This window comes from Streptomyces sp. NPDC058231 (assembly GCF_042882275.1).
In the GTDB taxonomy this organism is placed as follows: domain Bacteria; phylum Actinomycetota; class Actinomycetes; order Streptomycetales; family Streptomycetaceae; genus Streptomyces.
Genome location: NZ_JBHVWN010000053.1, coordinates 41,364 through 56,860 on the forward strand (window position 1 = coordinate 41,364; position 15,497 = coordinate 56,860).

Genomic DNA, 15,497 nt, shown 5'->3' on the forward strand with positions numbered 1-15,497 from the left:
ATCCCACGCCCCACTGACAGCCCGGCTGCGACGCCTGTCGGGGCACCGCGCCCGGTGCCGGAGAATGGGCGGGTGAGCGATGTGAGACATGTGCTGGTGCTGCCCGACCGCGACACGGCGGAGGAGGTGGCCGGGGAGCTCGCCGACCGGTTCGGCGTCGACGAGGAACCCCAGCTCGTACGCGACGCGCTGGCCGGCGAGGACGACGCCGAGGACGCCCAGTGGCTGGTGGTCGTCGAGGACCCGGCCGGCCGGCTGGACTCTGCGGCACTGGACACGTTCGCGGCGGAGTACGAGGGCTGGCTGGAGGCGCCCTGACGGGCGCCCCGCCCGCCGCAGCGGTGCCGGACTCAGCTCTTCGGAACGATCTGGATGTCCATATCGATGGCGATGCTGGGGCCGACCACCGCGATACCCCGGGCCAGCAGGGTCTGCCAGGTGAGGGTGAAGTCCTCACGGTGCAGCTCGGTCGTGGCCCGGCAGGCCGCCCGGGTCTCGCCCTCGAGACCGTTGCCGAGGCCGAGGTACTGCGTGTCCAGCGTCACCGTACGGCTGACGCCGTGCAGGGTGAGCGCGCCGCTCACGCCCCAGCGGGTGCCGCCCCGGTGGACGAAACGGTCGCTGTAGAACTCCAGCGTCGGGTAGCGCCCTACGTCGAGGAAGTCGCTGGAGCGCAGATGGTCGTCACGCATCTGCACGTTGGTGTCGATCGACGAGGCGTCGATGACCACGTGCATGGCGGAGTCCTCCATACGGTCGGCGATGCGTACGGCACCGGCGAATGTGTTGAACCGCCCGTGGATGCGGGCCAGCCCGATGTGACGGGCCGTGAACGCGATCTGCGTGTGGTTCGGCTCGATCTCCCAGTCACCGGGGGCGGGCAGCTGCGGGGGCGCGGAGAGCTGGAGCACCACATCGCCGAGGCCGGCGTGGCTGTCCTCGACGACCGTGACCGAGCCATGGAACGGGGTGAAGCCCTCGGACGTGACCGCCAGCCGGTAGTCGCCCGCCGGGACAGTGGCCATGACATGCCCGAAGGGATCCGTCTCACCGCTGACGACCTTGCGGCCCGAACTGTCGGTGACCACGAACTCGGCCTGCTGGACCACCTCGTTGACCGGATCGAGTACCCGGCAGCTCACGACTCCCGCCGTACGCGGCACCGTGAGCCCCGCAAGGGGGTTGCCTCGCGCGGCACCCGTCGCCTTCTTGCTTCCCAGCCAACGGCCCAACATCTTCACGTACCCCCGGGGGAGATTCACCTTGGGGCCTGGCGGCTGGACGTCGTTGTCGGAGCAGCGGCCCGCCGACGATCATGCATTCGATCACTCTTGGGGTGTTCGAGGCAAACAGAGGCACTGGTCGGGTCTTGGGTAGAGGTGTTACCGAAGGTCCGAATTAGAAATTCCGCTTGTGAGAGTCAGTCGTTGCGTCCGAAAAAGGCGGTTGCCCGAACGGTGGGCACCCGGTCCGGACGCAGTCCGAAGTGTTCACGGTAGGCGGTCAGCACCTGGGTGTCCGTCGCGAGCGGCACCTCGTGGCGTTCGCCGCGCACCGTCATGACGAGAGTGCGGCCGCTCAGCGTCACCCTGCCCTCGTCGGTGAGCCGGGAGCAGACCAGGGACCGGGTGAAATGGGAGTCGGGCGAGGTGCTGTGGTACCAGGCGCCGGCCCGGAAGTCCGCGAGAGCGCGTGGCCGCTGGTCCAGCCGGAACTGCGGTGTCCCGTCACGCAGCACGTCGAGGTCCCCGGCGGCGGCCGTGACCGCGTCTGCGGTCGCCGTCCCGAGTGCCGCCGTCGCCCCGTCCCCGGCCATGCCGCCGTCGCCGTCCGTCGGATCGGTCGCCCGCCTGATCCGGAACGTGCCGCGCGGGTCCTCCTGGTCCGTGCGGTCGCCGAGCACGAGCGGGTGATGCGCGTGATCGCCGAAGCCGACATCGGCGAGCCAGGGCCCGGTGCCGTCGTCGGTCCCGACGCGCAGCGCCAGATGGTCGTACGGAATACCGAGCCGCCCGCCGTCCCCGTGGACGCGCGCCTGGAGCAGGCTGACGCGGAATCCGAGGGCCCGCAGCAGGGCGGCGAAGGCCCCGTTGAGTTCGTAGCAGAATCCACCGCGCCGGTCCCCCACCACCTTGTCCAGGAGCGCCTTCTCGTCCAGCACGATGTCCTCGGCACGGTGGACCGAGAGATTCTCGAAGGGCACGGCGGTGAGATGCCGCAACTGCAGCTCGCGCAGAGCGGCGGCGTCGGGACGCGCGGGGCGCCGGGCACCGATGCGGTCCAGGTAGGCATCGACGGTATTCGGTGATTCCGGGTCCATGGCGGAAGTCTGTCCCGCGACACCGCCTCACACCATGAGCCGCTGGTCCTAGGACCGCCGGCCGAGGTAGCGGGCCGCGGGAACTCGCTGGTGCTGTGACCGGAAAGGTTTGCCGGGAAGCTCGCGGCGTCCGGTGCGGTGCATCGCAAGGCGGAGCATCGCCCGCGTACTGGATGTACTCGGGTGATGCGACAACGCGGCGAGGTGCCGTGCCGGGCGGCGCGAGCCGGTGAACCTTTCCGGTCACAGCACTAGCGTGCGGGGCATGACGAATCCGGAACCGGCACGCAGCCGGGAGCAGCGCAAGCAGGATGTGTTCGGCCGCTTGGAGAAGGACGAGGACGCCTGGGTGGCGACCGCTTCGGCGGACGGCGCACCGACGCTGGTACCGCTGTCGTTCGTGTGGGACCGCGGGACGCTGCTGATGGCCACCAGGCGCACCAACCCGACCGCGCGCAATGTGACGCCGACCGGTCAGGCCAGGATCAGCCTGGGGCACACCCGCGATGTGGTGCTCATCGACGCGGCCGCCGAGGTCGTGGAAGGTGCGGATCTCGCGACGGAGTCGGGGGACGCCTTCGCGGCGAAGCTCGACTGGGATCTGCGTGGCCGCACCTCCTGGGTCTACCTCCGCTTCACCCCGCACGCGGTCAGGGCCTGGCGGGAGGAGAACGAACTGAGCGAGCGCGAGCTCATGGCCGACGGCACCTGGCTGGTCTGACCCCGAGCGGCGCCAGGGCTCCGGCCGGGGATCGGCACGGAGGCCGGGGTGCGGGGTGCGGGAGCGGGGTGCGGGGGCGGGGGCGGGGGCGGGGGCGGGGGCGGGGGCGGGGGCGGGGGCGGGGGGGCGGGGGGGGTACGGGGGCCTTGTCGGTTCACCGAGTCGAAGTGAGTGGTGGTGTGTGGGCGCGAGTTCTGCTGGTGGGTGGGGGTGGGAACGGGGGTTCTGCGGTCGAATGGGAGGAACGGTACGGAGGCCGGTGCAGGACGGCACCGCGCGGGATCCGGCGGCGCGCAGGCGGACGGCGTGAGGCGGAACGGGCGGGACGGGCGGGACGGGCAGGGTCATGATCGACCGAGCGCTCGCAACCGCTTACCGGCTCCGGTCACCGCGATCGCGCCGTCCAGGTCGGTACGCAGGACCACCGCTCCCCCGGCCCTGAGCGCCTCGACCGTGCGGGCGGCCGGGTGCCCGTACGGGTTGTCCCTGCCCACGCTCACCAGGGCGAGCCGTGGACGGGTGCTGCGCAGCAACTCGGGGTCCTGGTAGGCGGATCCATGGTGGGCGACCTTGAGGACGTCCACCCGCGGCAACGCCGGGTACTGGCGCAGCAGCCCTTGCTGAGCCAGGGGTTCGAGGTCTCCGAGGAGAAGCAGGCTCAGCCCTCCGGTCCGGACGAACAGCGTGACGCTGGCGTCGTTCGGGTCCTCCGGCACGGGGGGCACGGTCACCCGACCCGCCGGTACGCCACCTGTCACCGGCCCGGCCGCCGGCCACAGGACTCGCCAGTCGAGCGGGCCGACGCGGCGGCGTTCACCGGGCACCGCCCGCACCACCGGCACCCGCGCCGCGGCGGCCGTTCTGCGTACGAACACCGCCTGGTCCGGGGGTTCGTCCAGACTCGTCGTCTGGATCACGCCCACCGCTCTGCCCCGCAACACGCCTGGCAGGCCGCGGACATGATCCGCGTGGAAGTGTGTCAGCAGCAGCAGCGGAATCCGGGTGACGCCGAGATCGCGCAGGCAGCGGTCGGCGAGCCGCGGATCGGGGCCGGTGTCGATGACGACCGCCTCACCGCCTCCCGCCGCGAGCACCATGGCGTCGCCCTGGCCCACATCGCACATCACGAACTCCCAGCCCGGTGGCGGCCATCCGGTCAGCACCCGGGTGAGCGGCACCGGTCGGAGCACCATGAGCACCAGCAGCAGCGCGGCGGCCGAACAGACCCAGGGATGGCGCGCCAGGCGGCGGGCGGACAGCGCCGCGACGGCTGTCAGGGCGGCCAGCAGCGCCGCTCCCCGCCAGCCGTCGGGCCAGCCGGCCTCCGCGCCGGGCAGGGCGGCTCCGGTGCGGGCCACGTAGGCGATCCACCCGGCGGGCCGGCCCGCGATCCGGGCCGACAGTTCGGCCACCGGCATGGCCACCGGTGCCAGGGCGAGCGCGGCGAACCCGAGAACGGTGGCCGGTGCCACCGCGAACTCGGCCAGCAGATTGCACGGGATCGCCACCAGGCTGACCCGTGAGGCGAGCACCACGACAACGGGTGCGCACAGCGCCTGCGCCGCGGCCGCCGCGGCCAGCGCTTCGGCGAACCTGGGCGGCACCCGCCGGCGTTGCAGCGCCTCGCTCCATCGCGGCGCGACCGTGAGCATCGCGCCGGTCGCCAGGACGGAGAGGATGAAGCCGTAACTACGCGCCAGCCAGGGGTCGTACAGCACGAGCAGCAGAACGGCGGCGGCCAGCGCGGGGATCAGCGAGCGGCGGCGCCCTGTGCCGATGGCGAGCAGCGTGATCAGTCCGCAGACCGCGGCGCGCAGCACGCTCGGCTCCGGACGGCACACCAGGACGAACGCAACGGTGAGGCCGCCGCCGAGCAACGCGGTCGCACGCAGCGAGATCCCCAGCCTGGGCGCCAGACCGCGGCGTTCGGCCCTGAGCGCGGTGCCGGCCGGACCGATGAACAGCACGAGCAGGGTTGCCAGATTGCCACCGGAGACCGCCATCAGATGGGTGAGGTCGGCCGCTCGGAACGCATCGTGCAGTTCGGGGGTGACCCGTGACGTGTCGCCGACGACCAGCCCCGGCAACAGCGCCCGCGCGTCGGGGTCCAGTCGCCGCGTCGCCCTGCGGAGCCCGGCGCGCAGCCCACCCGCGATGCGCTGAAGGCGGATGGGCGGCCCGGTGACCCGGGGTGGCCCCTTGCCGTCAGGCCGCAGGGCGGCGACGGTGCGCTCACCGCTGTGCAGCGGCGGCGCGAGGCGCCCCGTCAGATGCAGCCTCGTGGAGGGCAGCAGCTGTTGCCACCGCGCCTTCGATGCGCCGGGCTCCACGATGAGCAGCACCGGGGTGCGGAGCCCCGTGACGACGCTGCCGGGTGCGGTGAGTCGGGTGATCTCGGCGTCCAGGAGGAAGGCGGCCGGGGCGCTGTGGTCACCGTGGACCTGGGGCCGGGTCGGGCGTGCGTCGGAGATGACCGTCACGTCCGCGTCGACCCTCGCGAAGCGGCGGGCCAGACCGGGCACCGGCCCCTGCCGTACGTCGGCGGTACGGAGTCCGGCCGACATCGCTCCGGCCGCCGCGCAGAGCAGTACCGCGGCCGCCGCGGTGGCGTGCAGCCGGCGTCGGTCCCGCGCCGCGCCGTTCCCGCCGTCACCACCGCCCGCGCCGTCCGCGCGGTCTCCCGGCCGGGCGCGCGTTGCGTGGGCGGCCGGGATCCGAGACACGGCCAGGAGCACCAGGGCCGCGATGAGGCAGAGCAGCGTCCCCAAGGCCGTACGGCGCACCGGCGCGCCCACGGCGAGCGCGGCGGCCGCCCAGGCGGCGAGAGCCGGCGGGACCAGCCGCAGGTCGGCCGGGCCCTCCTGCCGCGGGTCCGAGGCACCCAGCCGTCGGCCGGACGCCCTGTGAACGTCGTCGGGGAGGACAACATCCGGTGCGACGACCTGGCCGCTCATGGCCGCACCAACGGCTGGAGATCGGCGAAACGGCGGTCACCGATCCCGTTGACCTCACGGAGTTCGTCGACGGACCGGAAGCCGCCGTGTTGTGCGCGGTAGTCGACGATGTGCTGGGCGAGAACCGGACCGACACCGGGCAGCGTGTCCAGCTGTTCGACGGTCGCGGTGTTGAGGCCGATGGGGCCGGCCCCGGTGCCACCCGTGGCAGCCGCACCGGGGACTGCCCCTCCCGGAGCGACGGGACCGGGCCCGCCGGGTGGCGCGCCGACCACGACCTGCTCCCCGTCCACGAGCACCCGTGCCCGGTTGAGCCCGGTGAGATCCACTCCGGTCCTGACCCCGCCCGCGGCCCGCAGCGCGTCGGCGACCCGCGCACCGGACGGCAAGGGATAGATGCCCGGCCGCCGCACCTTGCCGCCGACGTCGACGACGATGCGCTCACCCGATCCGCCGGTGGGCGGACCTCCGGGCGGCACTCCAGGTGCCGGTTCGGGGGTACGGACAGGATCCGTGGCCGAGTCCGCCACCGGGGTGTGCGCGACTGCTCCGACCGGATCGGGAGCACGTACGGAACGGGGCCGTGCGGACCAGAAATGGAACGCGGCGAAAACCGCGGCGGCGACCAGGACGACGGTGAGCGCGGCAAGGGTCCTCGGCTCCAGCCCGCATCTGAGCTGCAGCCACAACGGCAGCCGCTCCCGCACCGCGGGCATCACACGCTCCCGGCGTCCCGGCGCTGCCGGAAGCCGCTCCGCCGTCCGCCCGCGCGCGCCGGACTGCTCGGCCTCCCCCGGGTCGGCAACCGCCGGGGCGGGGGACGGGGGCGGCGACGCCGTCTCCGCGGGCCGGTCCGCAGGCCCTCCGTACGCCCCGCCCATGAGGGCGTCCGCGCGTCGCCGCGACGCTGCGGCGACGATCGCGGCACGCCCTCGCGAGCGGCCTCGGTGCCCGGGTCCGGTGGCCGCGCCGGGTCCAGGGCCGGGGCCGGTGCCCGCACCGGACCTGCGCCGGGCGCGTACCTCCGGGGCCGCAGCGCGACCGGGTCCGCTTCCGCTGCTTGCACGATGTGATCGGAGAGCCATGCCTCACGACGCTAGACATCCGCGCGAAAACTCGCTGAACAGCCCCGACAACGGTGGAAAACAAGCCGGTTGTGGATAACCCGCTCACTCCGGAGGGTGAGATCAGCGCGGTGAGACCACTGCTCCCAGCAGACCCGGGCCGGTGTGCGCGCCGATTACCGCACCCACCTCGCTGACATGCAGATCGACCAGCCCCGGAACCCGCACACGCAGCCGCTCGGCCAGCCGCTCGGCCCGATCGGGCGCCGCCAGGTGGTGCACGGCGATGTCCACCCGGCCGGTGCCCGCCCGCTCGGCGACGATCTCCTCAAGGCGCGCGATCGCCTTCGAGGCCGTCCGCACCTTCTCCAGCAGCTCGATCCTGCCACCGTCCAGCTGCAGCAGCGGTTTCACCGCGAGCGCCGAACCCAGCAGGGCCTGAGCCGTGCCGATGCGTCCGCCGCGACGGAGGTAGTCCAGCGTGTCGACGTAGAAATACGCGGAGGTGTCCGCGGCCCGCTTCTCGGCGGCGGCGACCGCATCCTCCACGGTGCCGCCCGCCTCCGACACCTCGGCGGCCGCCAGCGCGCAGAATCCCAGAGCCATGGCCACCATGCCGCTGTCCACCACCCGTACAGGCACCGGGGCGTCCTTCGCGGCGAGCAGCGCGGCGTCGTACGTGCCGGAGAACTCCGCCGACAGATGCAGCGAGACGACGGCACCAGCGCCCGCCTCGGCCGCTGCCCGGTACGCGGCGGCGAAGACCTCGGGACTGGGCCTGGACGTCGTCACGGGGCGCCGCTTCTGGAGCGCCAGCGCGAGCGAGCGGGCCGAGATCTCGGTGCCCTCCTCCAACGCCTGGTCGCCCAGTACGACGGTCAGGGGCACTGCTGTGATGCCATGCCGCTCCATCGCCTGGGGCGGCAGGTAGGCCGTGGAATCGGTGACGATGGCGACATGGCGGGACATGACCGGGAGGTTACCTGCCGCGGCGGCGGCTCGGCAGTCCGACCCCGACCCAGTGATCGCTTCCGATCGCTTCGGATCGCATCCTGGCATCACCAGTCACTCCGATGCGAACCCGGCCCGGTAGCCGTCGGACGCCGCCCGCCGGGAATCCTCCAGCCACCGTACCTGCGCTTCCGTGGCCCACCGACCGCCCGCGTGCGCCCCGAGGGCCCGAGGGCCACGATCACCTCTCGTGCGGACCTGTGACACCTTCTGCGGCCCCGCCCCGCAGCACTGAAGCACCCCCGTGGGCCGCTCTGTCGCCTCAGCTCGTCGCCTCAGTTCGTGGGCTCGGGTCGCGCGGCCTTCTGCCACGGATGGCCGGTCTCCAGCCGCGGGTCCCGAGCCGTGAGTGCCTCCGGCCCCTCCTGACCGACCGGCGCGCCCCGCATCCGCCCTGCTCCGCTCCGGTCTGCGCCGGCATGCGGTGCCGCACCCGCCGAGGGTTCCTCCACGGTCCAGTGCCGCAGCGCCCCCGCCTCCACATCGATCTGCGTGTTCAGCGCCTCCAGGTCGTCGTCGGCGAACCGGCGAGCCCGGTCACGAGCGGCCCAGCGCAAGGAATCCGCGGAGTGCGTGATGCGCTTCGTACGCTGCTTCAGCCCCGGCAGCAGCGTGGCGACCGTCGCCCGGTCGGGCTCGCGCTCCAGCCGCTTCAGTTCCTCGTCGAGTTCCCGCCCGTGCGCGCTCAGGCGGTGGAACAGTCCCACCGACTCCGAAAGGGAGGCGTCCTCGGCCACCCCCGCCTGCAACGCCTCCTGCGTGGAGCGCATCGACGTACGCAGCGCGAGCCGCATCTGCGCCAGCTCCCCGGCCACACCACTCTGGCCGAAGCTCTTCGCCCGCAGCGCGCCGTCCTCGACGGTGCGACGCGCCTGCGTGATCGTGCGGTCCACGCCCCGCTTGGCGGCGCCGACGACCTTGACGGTCACATACACACCGAGGGCCATGAACGCGACGATGAGCAGCCCCAGGATCAGGATCACGGCTTCCATGACGCCCCTTGGATGTCGATTCGGCTACCAGCCTCTCAACGGTAAACGGAACGGGCAGGCCGCGGGTTCCATCGGAACCCCCAACCTGCCCGTAGGGGAAACCCTCACACCACCGGACGACAGCCGGCGGCCGGCCCGTGGACCGGGACCGTCACGCGGGGACGATGTTGACCAGCTTCGGCGCCCGCACGATCACCTTGCGGATCCCCGCCCCGTCCAGCGCCGCGACGACTGCCGGGTCGGCCAGGGCCAGCGCCTCCAGCTCCGCGTCCGAGATCGACGGCGAGATCTCCAGTCGCGCCCTGACCTTGCCCTTGATCTGTACGACGCAGGTCACGGTCTCGTCCACCACGTATGCCGGGTCGGCGACCGGGAAGTCCTGGTGCACGACCGACTCGGTGTGGCCCAGCCGACGCCACAGCTCCTCGGCGATGTGCGGCGCCAGCGGCGCGACCAGCAGCACCAGCCGCTCGGCCACCGAGCGCGACAGCGGGCCGCCCACCTTGGTCAGGTGGTTGTTCACCTCGGTGACCTTGGCGATCGCGGTGTTGAAGCGCATACCCGCCATGTCCTGACCGACGCCGTCGATGGCCTTGTGCAGCGCCCGCAGGGTGTCCTCGTCGGGCTCGGCGTCCACGACGGTGACCTCACCGGTCTCCTCGTCGACGATGTTGCGCCACAGCCGCTGCAGCAGCCGGTACTGGCCGACGACGGCGCGCGTGTCCCACGGCCGCGACACGTCCAGCGGACCCATCGCCATCTCGTACAGGCGCAGCGTGTCCGCCCCGTACTCGGCGCAGATCTCGTCGGGCGTGACGGCGTTCTTCAGCGACTTGCCCATCTTGCCCAGGACACGGCTGACCTTCTCGCCCTGGTGGTAGAACGCTCCGTCGCGCTCCTCGACCTCGGCCGCCGGGACCGCGATGCCGCGGCTGTCCCGGTAGACGAAGGCCTGGATCATGCCCTGGTTGTACAGCTTGTGGAACGGCTCGGCGGACGAGACGTGCCCCAGGTCGTGCAGCACCTTGGACCAGAAGCGGGCGTACAGCAGGTGCAGTACGGCGTGCTCGGCGCCGCCGACGTACAGGTCGACGCCACCGGTCGGCTGCCCCTCGCGCGGGCCCATCCAGTACTGCTCGATCGCCGGGTCGACCAGCTGACGGTCGTTGTTCGGGTCCAGGTAACGCAGCTCGTACCAGCAGGAACCGGCCCAGTTGGGCATGGTGTTGGTCTCGCGGCGGTACTTCTTCGGGCCGTTGCCGTCACCCAGGTCCAGCGTGACGTTGACCCAGTCGGCGTTCCGGGACAGCGGGGTCTCGGGCTGGGTGTCGGCGTCCTCCGGGTCGAAGGTGCGCGGCGAGTAGTCGTCGACCTCCGGCAGCTCCAGCGGCAGCATCGACTCGGGCAGCGGGTGGGCGATGCCGTCCTCGTCGTACACGATCGGGAAGGGCTCGCCCCAGTAGCGCTGACGGCTGAACAGCCAGTCGCGCAGCCGGAAGTTGACGGTTCCCTCGCCCAGGCCCTTCACCCGCAGCCACTCGGTGATCTTCGCCTTGGCTTCGACGACACCCAGGCCGTCCAGCGAGATCTCGTCGCTCGCGGAGTTGACCAGCTTCGCGTCGTACGAGGCGAACGCGTCCTCCCACGTGGAGGCGTCCGTACCGCGGTCGTCCGACGGCTCGACGACGCAGCGCATCGGCAGCTCGAAGGCGCGCGCGAACGCGAAGTCACGCGCGTCGTGCGCCGGTACGGCCATGATCGCGCCGGTGCCGTAGCCCATCAGGACGTAGTCGGCGATGAAGACGGGCACCTTTTCGCCGCTGACCGGGTTGGTCGCGTACGCGCCGGTGAAGACGCCGGTCTTGTCCTTGGCCTCGGCCTGCCGCTCCACGTCGGACTTGGCGGCGGCCTGCTTGCGGTACGCGGTGACGGCCTCCGCCGGGGACGCGTGCCCGCCGGTCCACACCGGGTGGGTGCCCTCGGGCCAGGCGGCCGGAATGATCCGCTCCACCAGGTCGTGCTCCGGCGCCAGCACCATGTAGGTGGCGCCGAACAGGGTGTCCTGGCGGGTGGTGAAGACGGTGATGTCACCGGCACCGTCGACCGGGAAGTCGACACGCGCGCCTTCTGAACGCCCGATCCAGTTGCGCTGCTGCAGCTTGATCGCCTCGGGCCAGTCCAGCCCGTCCAGGTCGTTCAGCAGCCGGTCGGCGTAGGCGGTGATGCGCATGTTCCACTGGCGCAGCTTGGCCTTGAAGACAGGGAAGTTGCCCCGCTCGGAACGGCCGTCGGCCGTCACCTCCTCGTTGGCCAGCACGGTGCCCAGCCCGGGCGACCAGTTGACGGGCGCGTCGGAGGCGTACGCCAGGCGGTACCCGCCCAGCACGTCGGCGCGCTCGGCTGCGCTCAGCGCGCTCCAGTCGCGGCCGTCCGGGGTCGGGCGTTCACCGTTCTCGAACTGCGCGACCAGGTCGGCGATCGGACGCGCCCTGTCCGCCTCGGTGTCGTACCAGGAGTTGAAGATCTGCAGGAAGATCCACTGGGTCCACTTGTAGTAGTCCGCCTCGATCGTCGCGAACGAGCGGCGCTTGTCGTGGCCCAGTCCCAGCCGGCGCAGCTGGGACTTCATGTTGACCATGTTGGCCTCGGTGGAGGCGCGCGGGTGCGTCCCGGTCTGTACGGCGTACTGCTCGGCCGGCAGGCCGAAGGCGTCGAAGCCCAGGGTGTGCAGCACGTTGTGCCCGGTCATGCGCTGGTGGCGGGCGAAGACATCGGTGGCGATGTAGCCCAGCGGGTGACCGACGTGCAGGCCCGCACCCGAGGGGTACGGGAACATGTCCATGATGAACTTCTTCGGCTTGGCGGCCAGCTCCGGGTCGTCCGCCAGGTCACCGGTCGGGTTCGGCGCCTCGTACGTGCCGTGGGCGTCCCAGAAGTCCTGCCAGCGTGCCTCGATGTCGGCAGCCATCGCCGCCGTGTAGCGGTGCGGCGCAGCCACGTCGACTGCGGAATTCGTCTCGCTCATGATCCTCAAAGCTCCATCGATCGTCATCTGCCAGCGCTTACGGAAACGAAAAAGCCCCTCGCACAGGAGGGGACGCCGCGCCGATTCCAACCAGGCATGTTCACCGGTCGGGACTGATCAGCGCGGCTCGCTAAGCAGAAGGCGTACGGCACGCATGGCGTCAGGGTACCGCACGGGCCCGGAGCCCAGCCGGGCACTTCCGCTCCGCGGACGGCGTCCGGAGGGAGCGGTGCGGGGAAGCCCGCTGCGGGGCGGACATCAGGCGGCTGCAGAACGTCCGGGAAGCAGTGGTTACTCCGCGTACCGCCCTGTATCGGGGCAACCGCTCAAACCTCGTACTGGCCGGTATGGAGCGACTTAGCATGCGGCAACGGGACCGCTTTGCCGAACCATTCGGAGTTGCCCCAATGAACCCTCATCGCAAGATCCGCTCATCCCCCACCTTGAGCGCCGGACCGAGCCGCCCGGTACAGGGCGGGCTGACCGTCGCCGTGCTGGTTCTCATCCCTCTGCTCGCCGTCGCAGGGAGCGACGACTTGCGCGCCGCACTCGACTTCACGACCGGCGTACTGTCGCTGGTCTCGCTCACCGCAGCCGTGGCCTGGGGCCTGATCGCCACCGACCGGCTGCTCCTCTCCTCGCGGCAGCGCCTGCTCGGCCAGGGCATCCACCGGGCCGCCGCCTCCGCCTCGCTCGGGTTCCTCCTTCTGCACGTCACCGTGAAGGTCACGCTGGGACACGTGGCGCTGCTCGGTGCCCTCGTCCCCTTCGGTCTCGGGGTGCACGGGACGGCGGGGCTGATCGGCTTCGGCTCACTGGCCGGGCTGCTGATGGTGGTGGCCGCCGCGACCGGCGCGATGCGCAGCGCCTTCGCCACCCCCGGCCGGACGGCCGGCCGCTGGCGCGCCCTGCACGCTCTGTCCTATCCGGCCTGGTGCACCGCGCTGGTCCACGGGCTGTACGCGGGCAGGCCGCCCGCGACCTGGGTCGTCGTGATGTACAGCCTGTCGCTGCTCGCGGTGGCCGCGGCCCTGTGCCTGCGCCGTCTGCCGCCCCCGGCGAAGCGCCGGATCGCCGGTCTGATCACCGCTCTGATCAGGCCGGACGCGCTCCCCGCCGAACCGGACCCGGCGCTTCGGGAATCCCGGCCGCCCGGCGCGGACCGCGCGGATCCGCTGAGCCGGGAGGACCGCAGCCGGTCGTACGGGGTCCGGGACGTGCTGGGCCGGGAGCCGTCCGGCGGCGCGCTGCCGTCGCCGCCCGCCCCCCTGCGGATGCCCTTCGCCGCCCCCGCCCCGCCGCTGTACGAGGCACCGCCCCGCAGCTCCGACCGCCTGGACATCAGTCACGGGACCGATCCCATGGCGGACACGGGGCCCGTCCGCTCCGGCCGCGGCCCGGGGATATCGGCCGGGTACCGAGCCGTCTCCCGGGCGGCCGGGACCACGGTCCCGGGACCGGGTCCCCAGCAGCCGGCCGGCCGCTGGCCCGCCCCGTCACCCTCGCCGCCGGCCCAGGCGTTCCGTCCCCCGTACGAGCCCGCGCAGGAGCACCCGTACGACCCGTACGCAGCCGATGGTCCGACCGGCCCGCTGCCCGCCGTCGACGAGACCGCGCCACTGCCGGGGCCGCTCTACCCACCCCCTGCCGGAGAACCCTGGCAGGCACCCGCAGGAGACCGACCGTGAATCTCCCCCTCCCCGATGTGCCGGAGGTCCGCGTCGTCGGCCTCCCTCAGCTCACCACCGGGTTCGACCTGGTGGAGCGGCTCGACCTCACCATGCATCTGAAGGTGCACGGACCGCTGGAGCCGATGACCGGAGAGCGTCTGGCCGAACTGGCCGAAACCATCTCGCTGCGCGGCCGCGGCGGCGCCGGCTTTCCGTTCGGCAAGAAACTGCGGGCGGTCGCCAAGGCGTCCATCCGGCGCGGGGTCCGCCCGGTCGTCGTGATCAACGGCAGCGAGGGCGAGCCCGCCTGCCGCAAGGACACCGTCCTGCTCAACCGCGCGCCGCACCTCATCCTGGACGGTGCCCTCCTGGCGGCGGAGGCGCTCGGCGCCCGCACACTGATCGTCGCGGTCACCCGTAACTCCACGGAGATCTCCATACGCGCCGCCCTCGCCGAGCGGGGTCTGTCCGACCGGCGCGGGCGGCAGCTGCGCGCCCGTGTGGTGCGCACTCCCGAGCGGATGGTCTCCGGCGAGGCGTCGGCCGTCATCAGGGCCGCGGCCGGCGGTCCCGCCCTGCCGCCGGGCCGTCGCGAACGAGCGGCGGAGTCGGGGGTGGGCGGCGCCCCGACGCTGCTGTCGAACGCGGAGACGTACGCACAGCTCGCCGTCGCCGCCCGGATCGGCGCCCGCCGCTACGGTCACACCGGCCTTCCCGACGAGCCCGGCACCGTGCTGCTCACCCTCTCCGGCGCCGTCGCCCGCCCGATGGTCATCGAGGTGCCCACCGGTGTGCCGCTGCGGTACGTGCTGCAGCTGGCCGGCGCGCCGCCGCTGCCCCAGGGCGTGCTGACCGGCGGTTACCACGGCAACTGGATCGACGCGATGGCCTGCCACGACGCGGTGGTGTCCCGGGCTTCCCTGGCGGCGGCGGGCGGCGCCCTGGGCGCCGGCGCGATCCTGCCGATCGGGCCCGAGACCTGCCCGCTCGGCGAGTCGTTGCGGATCGCGAACTGGCTGGCCGCCGAGACCGCGGGTCAGTGCGGCCCCTGCAAGCTGGGGCTGCCGGCCGCCGCGGGCGGACTCTCCGACGTGCTGCACGGGGGCGGGCCCGCGGCCCTGGAGGCGTTGCGCGAGGTGACCCAGGCGGTGAAGGGCCGGGGAGCCTGCAAGCATCCGGACGGCTCGGCCCGCTTCCTGACATCGACCCTGTCCGCGTTCACGGACGACCTGGCGGCCCACGTCCTGGACGGCGGCTGCGGCCGGGAGACGCTCGGCGTCCTCCCGCTGCCGGCGCCCGGCTACCAGGACCTGGAGGAGTCCATTCCGAGCGGCGAGAAGCTGGCGGTGGACTGGACGCTCTGCAAGGGCCACGGGCTCTGTGCGGACATCGTCCCGGAGCTGATCAGACTGGGCCCCGACGGGTATCCCGCGCTCGCGGACGCCGCGGTTCCGATGCATCTGCGGGGACGCGCCCAGCGTGCCGTGAGCCGCTGCCCCGCGCTGGCACTCCGCATCGAGCAGGCACCGGCGGAACGTCCCGCGCTGCCGCCGGGCACCGGACGGAAGGCTCTCGGCAGCGGCCGCAGTTGACTCGCACAGCCAAGAAGCGGGGGGTCCGTGCCCGCGAAGCCACAACCTAGGAAATCACAGAGGGACTAAACTTAAAATAAAAAAAGTAAAACAAAAACACAAACACACCCAGAAAAACCAAAAAAAAAAAACAAAAAAAGAAAAAAAA

General features: G+C 72.1%; 11 protein-coding genes. 4 read left to right on the plus strand and 7 right to left on the minus strand.

Features of this window, described 5'->3' with window-relative positions:
* The first annotated feature begins 72 nt into the window (after positions 1–72).
* Positions 73–318, plus strand: a complete 246-nt coding sequence (locus ACFVXE_RS28355) for a hypothetical protein (RefSeq protein ID WP_389675340.1) — start codon at positions 73–75, stop codon at positions 316–318.
* Positions 319–350: 32 nt separating this feature from the next.
* Here the strand turns inward: ACFVXE_RS28355 and ACFVXE_RS28360 are convergent, their stop codons facing one another.
* Positions 351–1,235: a YceI family protein gene (locus ACFVXE_RS28360; protein ID WP_389675342.1), complete on the minus strand. Its 885-nt coding sequence runs from the start codon at positions 1,233–1,235 to the stop codon at positions 351–353.
* Positions 1,236–1,420: 185 nt separating this feature from the next.
* Positions 1,421–2,320 carry an arylamine N-acetyltransferase gene (locus ACFVXE_RS28365; protein WP_389675343.1) on the minus strand — a complete coding sequence of 300 codons (900 nt, stop codon included), beginning with the start codon at positions 2,318–2,320 and terminating at the stop codon, positions 1,421–1,423.
* 265 nt (positions 2,321–2,585) lie between these two features.
* Here ACFVXE_RS28365 and ACFVXE_RS28370 point away from each other — a divergent pair, with 265 nt between their 5' ends.
* Positions 2,586–3,041, plus strand: a complete 456-nt coding sequence (locus ACFVXE_RS28370) for a pyridoxamine 5'-phosphate oxidase family protein (RefSeq protein WP_389675344.1) — start codon at positions 2,586–2,588, stop codon at positions 3,039–3,041.
* Between the two features lie 344 nt (positions 3,042–3,385).
* Here ACFVXE_RS28370 and ACFVXE_RS28375 read toward each other — a convergent pair whose 3' ends face one another.
* The 5 genes from ACFVXE_RS28375 to leuS all read right to left on the minus strand — a co-directional run bounded on the left by ACFVXE_RS28375 (position 3,386) and on the right by leuS (position 12,087).
* Positions 3,386–5,995: a ComEC/Rec2 family competence protein gene (locus ACFVXE_RS28375; protein WP_389675345.1), complete on the minus strand. Its 2,610-nt coding sequence runs from the start codon at positions 5,993–5,995 to the stop codon at positions 3,386–3,388.
* On the minus strand, positions 5,992–6,711 hold the full coding sequence (locus ACFVXE_RS28380; RefSeq protein ID WP_389675347.1) for a helix-hairpin-helix domain-containing protein: 720 nt from the start codon (positions 6,709–6,711) through the stop codon (positions 5,992–5,994). Before ACFVXE_RS28380 ends, ACFVXE_RS28375 begins: the two co-directional genes overlap by 4 nt.
* A 471-nt stretch (positions 6,712–7,182) precedes the next feature.
* Complete coding sequence (locus ACFVXE_RS28385; RefSeq protein WP_389675349.1) at positions 7,183–8,028, minus strand: DegV family protein; 846 nt, start codon at positions 8,026–8,028, stop codon at positions 7,183–7,185.
* Positions 8,029–8,345: 317 nt separating this feature from the next.
* Complete coding sequence (locus tag ACFVXE_RS28390; RefSeq protein ID WP_389675351.1) at positions 8,346–9,062, minus strand: hypothetical protein; 717 nt, start codon at positions 9,060–9,062, stop codon at positions 8,346–8,348.
* 151 nt (positions 9,063–9,213) lie between these two features.
* Positions 9,214–12,087 (minus strand): leucine--tRNA ligase, encoded by a 2,874-nt coding sequence (gene leuS / locus ACFVXE_RS28395; protein WP_389675353.1) that lies wholly within the window; start codon positions 12,085–12,087, stop codon positions 9,214–9,216.
* Positions 12,088–12,494: 407 nt separating this feature from the next.
* On the opposite strand from leuS, the gene ACFVXE_RS28400 reads away from it, so the two are divergent.
* Together ACFVXE_RS28400 and ACFVXE_RS28405 are read left to right on the plus strand one after the other, a co-directional pair.
* Positions 12,495–13,775, plus strand: coding sequence for a hypothetical protein (locus tag ACFVXE_RS28400; protein ID WP_389675354.1), 1,281 nt, complete (start codon positions 12,495–12,497; stop codon positions 13,773–13,775).
* On the plus strand, positions 13,772–15,349 hold the full coding sequence (locus ACFVXE_RS28405) for an NADH-ubiquinone oxidoreductase-F iron-sulfur binding region domain-containing protein (RefSeq protein WP_389675356.1): 1,578 nt from the start codon (positions 13,772–13,774) through the stop codon (positions 15,347–15,349). The genes ACFVXE_RS28400 and ACFVXE_RS28405 overlap by 4 nt, the downstream gene beginning before the upstream one ends.
* The last annotated feature ends 148 nt before the right edge of the window (positions 15,350–15,497 follow it).

Coding starts and splice junctions, on each gene's coding strand:
- ACFVXE_RS28360 (WP_389675342.1), bottom strand. CDS start 1,235: ATGTTGGGCCGTTGGCTGGGAAGCAAGAAGGCGACGGGTGCCGCGCGA.
- ACFVXE_RS28365 (WP_389675343.1), bottom strand. CDS start 2,320: ATGGACCCGGAATCACCGAATACCGTCGATGCCTACCTGGACCGCATC.
- ACFVXE_RS28370 (WP_389675344.1), top strand. CDS start 2,586: ATGACGAATCCGGAACCGGCACGCAGCCGGGAGCAGCGCAAGCAGGAT.
- ACFVXE_RS28375 (WP_389675345.1), bottom strand. CDS start 5,995: ATGAGCGGCCAGGTCGTCGCACCGGATGTTGTCCTCCCCGACGACGTT.
- ACFVXE_RS28380 (WP_389675347.1), bottom strand. CDS start 6,711: ATGCCCGCGGTGCGGGAGCGGCTGCCGTTGTGGCTGCAGCTCAGATGC.
- ACFVXE_RS28385 (WP_389675349.1), bottom strand. CDS start 8,028: ATGTCCCGCCATGTCGCCATCGTCACCGATTCCACGGCCTACCTGCCG.
- ACFVXE_RS28390 (WP_389675351.1), bottom strand. CDS start 9,062: ATGGAAGCCGTGATCCTGATCCTGGGGCTGCTCATCGTCGCGTTCATG.
- leuS (WP_389675353.1), bottom strand. CDS start 12,087: ATGAGCGAGACGAATTCCGCAGTCGACGTGGCTGCGCCGCACCGCTAC.
- ACFVXE_RS28400 (WP_389675354.1), top strand. CDS start 12,495: ATGAACCCTCATCGCAAGATCCGCTCATCCCCCACCTTGAGCGCCGGA.